Raw genomic sequence first — 3,284 nt, 5'->3', positions numbered from 1 at the left:
GCGGTCGATCTCGCACCGGCTGTCCGCATGGCGCGCGTTCTACCGCTGGCTCGCGCAGCGCATCGAGATGCCCGCGAACCCGGTTGCCGCGGTGCGTGCGCCGAAACGTGCGAAAACCTTGCCGAAGGCGCTGTCGGTCGACGATGCGTCCGCATTGATGGACGCGCCGCTCGCCAACACGACCGAAGGCATCCGCGATCACGCGATCCTCGAGCTGTTCTATTCGTCGGGGCTGCGCCTCGCGGAGCTGATCGGGCTTGACGTGATGTACACGCAGGCCGACGGCTACCGCTCGACCGGCTGGCTCGACCTCGCCGAAGCCGAGGTCACCGTGCGCGGCAAGGGCAACAAGGAACGCAAGGTGCCGGTCGGCCGCAAGGCGATCGATGCGCTGAACGCCTGGCTCGCGGTGCGCGGCGAATTCGTGAAGCACGATCCGCATCCGCTGTTCGTGTCCGTGCGCGGCAACCGGATGTCGCCGGGCGTCGTGCGCGAGCGCGTGAAGCGCGCGGCGCTCACCGCGGGCATCCCCGCCAACGTCCATCCGCACGTGCTGCGCCACTCGTTCGCGACGCACGTGCTGCAGTCGAGCGGCGACCTGCGCGCAGTGCAGGAATTGCTCGGCCACGCGAGCGTCTCCGCGACGCAGGTCTATACGTCGCTCGACTTCCAGCATCTCGCGAAGATTTACGACAGCGCGCATCCGCGCGCGAAGAAGCGCGACTGACGCGCTTCCCGTGTTACCCGCCGCGCGCGGCGACCGGCCACGGTCGGCGTCGCGCACGGCCCATTTCAATCTCATCATGCAAACCGTCACCCTCAAGCCGTCCAAGGAAAAATCGCTGCTGCGTCGCCATCCGTGGATCTACGCCAATGCGATCGACCGCGTCGACGGCAAGCCCGCGCCCGGCGCGACCGTGATCGTGCGCACGCACGACGGCCGCTTCCTCGCGCGCGGCGCGTACAGCCCACAATCGCAGATCCGCGTGCGCGTGTGGAGCTTCGACGAGAACGAGCCGATCGACCACGCGTTCTTCAAGCGCCGCGTGCAGCGCGCGGTCGCGCACCGCACGACGATGGTGTCGGGCACGGGCGCGGTGCGGCTCGTGTTCGGCGAAGCCGACGGGCTGCCGGGGCTGATCGTCGACTACTACGTCGCGGACACCGCCGAAGCCGGTGCGGCGCCGCGCGGCCAGCTCGTCTGCCAGTTCATGGCCGCGGGCGTCGAGGCGTGGAAGGATGCGATCGTGAAGGCGCTCGTCGGCGCGACGGACTGCCCGAACGTCTACGAGCGCTCGGACGTGTCGATCCGCGACAAGGAAGGGCTCGAACAAACCACCGGCGTGCTGGCCGGCGATGCGCCGCCCGCGACGCTGATCTCGAACGAAAACGGCGTGCGCTATCACGTCGACGTGCCGAACGGCCACAAGACCGGCTTCTACGTCGACCAGCGCGACAACCGCGCACTGGTTGCGCAGTACGCGGCCGATCGCGACGTGCTGAACTGCTTCTGCTACACCGGCGGCTTCTCGCTCGCGGCGCTCAAGGGCGGCGCGAAGCGCGTCGTGTCGATCGATTCGTCGGGCGATGCGCTCGCGCTCGCGCAGCAGAACGTCGTCGCCAACGGCTTCGACGCCGAACGCGCGACCTGGCTCGACGCCGACGCATTCAAGACGCTGCGCCGCCTCGTCGACGAAGGCGAGCGTTTCGACCTGATCGTGCTCGATCCGCCGAAGTTCGCGCCGACCCGCGACAGCGTCGATCGCGCGGCGCGTGCGTACAAGGACATCAACCTGAGCGGCTTCAAGCTGCTGCGTCCGGGCGGCCTGCTGTTCACGTACTCGTGCTCGGGCGCGATCGACATGGACCTGTTCCAGAAGATCGTCGCGGGCGCGGCCGCGGACGCGAAGGTCGACGCGCGCATCCTGAAGCGCCTCGGCGCGGGGGTCGATCACCCGCTGCTCGCCGCCTTCCCGGAAGGCGAATATCTGAAGGGCCTGCTGTTGCAAATCGTCTGATCGCCCCGATCTACGCGCGTAACCGGCCGCCGGCCGCTGCCTGGCACCCGGCGGATCCGCGCTCCCGCCTGTCGTTCGGACGACGGGCGAGGGCTTGACAGGTATGTTTCAATGGATGGTTGTGCGCCCCGGCTGGCAAAGCCCCGGGCGCGACGCACATCCTGGTTTTGACCCCGATTCACGAACCACAGGCGATTGACATGGCCACTCCCGTCACCATCCTTACCGGCTTCCTCGGCAGCGGCAAGACGACGCTGCTCAAGCGCATCCTGAACGAACAGCACGGCATGAAGATCGCCGTGATCGAGAACGAGTTCGGCGAAGAGAACATCGACAACGAAATCCTCATCCAGGATTCGAACGAGCAGATCATCCAGATGAGCAACGGCTGCATCTGCTGCACGATCCGCGGCGACCTCGCGCGCACGCTCGGCGATCTCGCCGCGAAGAAGCGCGAAGGCAAGCTCGACTTCGACCGCATCGTGATCGAAACGACCGGCCTCGCGAACCCGGGCCCGGTCGCGCAGACCTTCTTCATCGACAGCGAAATCGCCGACGATTTCCTGCTCGACGCGGTCATCACGCTGGTCGACGCGAAGCACGCGAACGCGCAGCTCGACGAGCACGAAGTCGTGCAGCGCCAGGTCGGCTTCGCCGATCGCCTGTTCATCACGAAGTCGGATCTGGTCGACGACCAGACGGTGGCCGGCCTGAAGCACCGCCTGATGCACATGAACCCGAAGGCCGCGATCAAGGTCGTGAACTTCGGCGAAGCGGACATCAAGGAAATCTTCGACCTGCGCGGCTTCAACCTGAACGCGAAGCTTGAGATCGACCCCGACTTCCTCGCCGAAGACGATCACGCGCACCACCACCATCACGATCACGACCATGATCACGATCACGCCAATTGCGACCACGATCACGGTCAATGCGCGCACGATCACGACCATGGCCACCACCATCATCACCACGCGCACCACGACGACAAGATCAAGTCGTTCGTGTACCGCAACGACCGCCCGTTCGACCCGAACAAGCTGGAAGACTTCCTCGGCGGCATCCTGCAGATCTACGGCGAGCGGATGCTGCGCTACAAGGGCGTGCTGTACATGAAGGGCGTCGACCGCAAGGTCGTGTTCCAGGGCGTGCACCAGATGATGGGCAGCGACCTCGCCTCGAAGTGGCTGCCAGTCGAGAAGAAGACGAACAAGATGGTGTTCATCGGCGTCGATCTGCCGCAGGACCTGATCACCGACGGCCTCA

At 66.0% G+C, this 3,284-nt stretch carries 3 protein-coding genes; all 3 read left to right on the top strand.

The genetic code is table 11. From position 1 onward, the window contains the following. Positions 1-727, top strand: a 727-nt coding sequence (locus tag G3N93_RS36445) for a tyrosine recombinase XerC (protein WP_206135184.1), incomplete at its 5' end; no start/stop codon positions are given. A 76-nt stretch (positions 728-803) separates the two neighbouring features. Further along, a complete protein-coding gene (locus G3N93_RS36440; protein WP_174948139.1) occupies positions 804-2,018 on the top strand; it encodes a class I SAM-dependent rRNA methyltransferase in 1,215 nt (404 codons plus the stop codon). A 200-nt stretch (positions 2,019-2,218) separates the two neighbouring features. Further along, positions 2,219-3,284: GTP-binding protein (locus G3N93_RS36435; RefSeq protein WP_206135183.1), on the top strand; the 1,066-nt coding region annotated here is incomplete at its 3' end.

Origin of the sequence: Burkholderia sp. Se-20378, from assembly GCF_017104665.1 — a bacterium.
In the GTDB taxonomy this organism is placed as follows: Bacteria; Pseudomonadota; Gammaproteobacteria; order Burkholderiales; family Burkholderiaceae; genus Burkholderia; species Burkholderia lata.
Note: the sequence above shows the minus strand (reverse complement) of the source record. Positions and strands in the feature narration are given on the sequence as shown.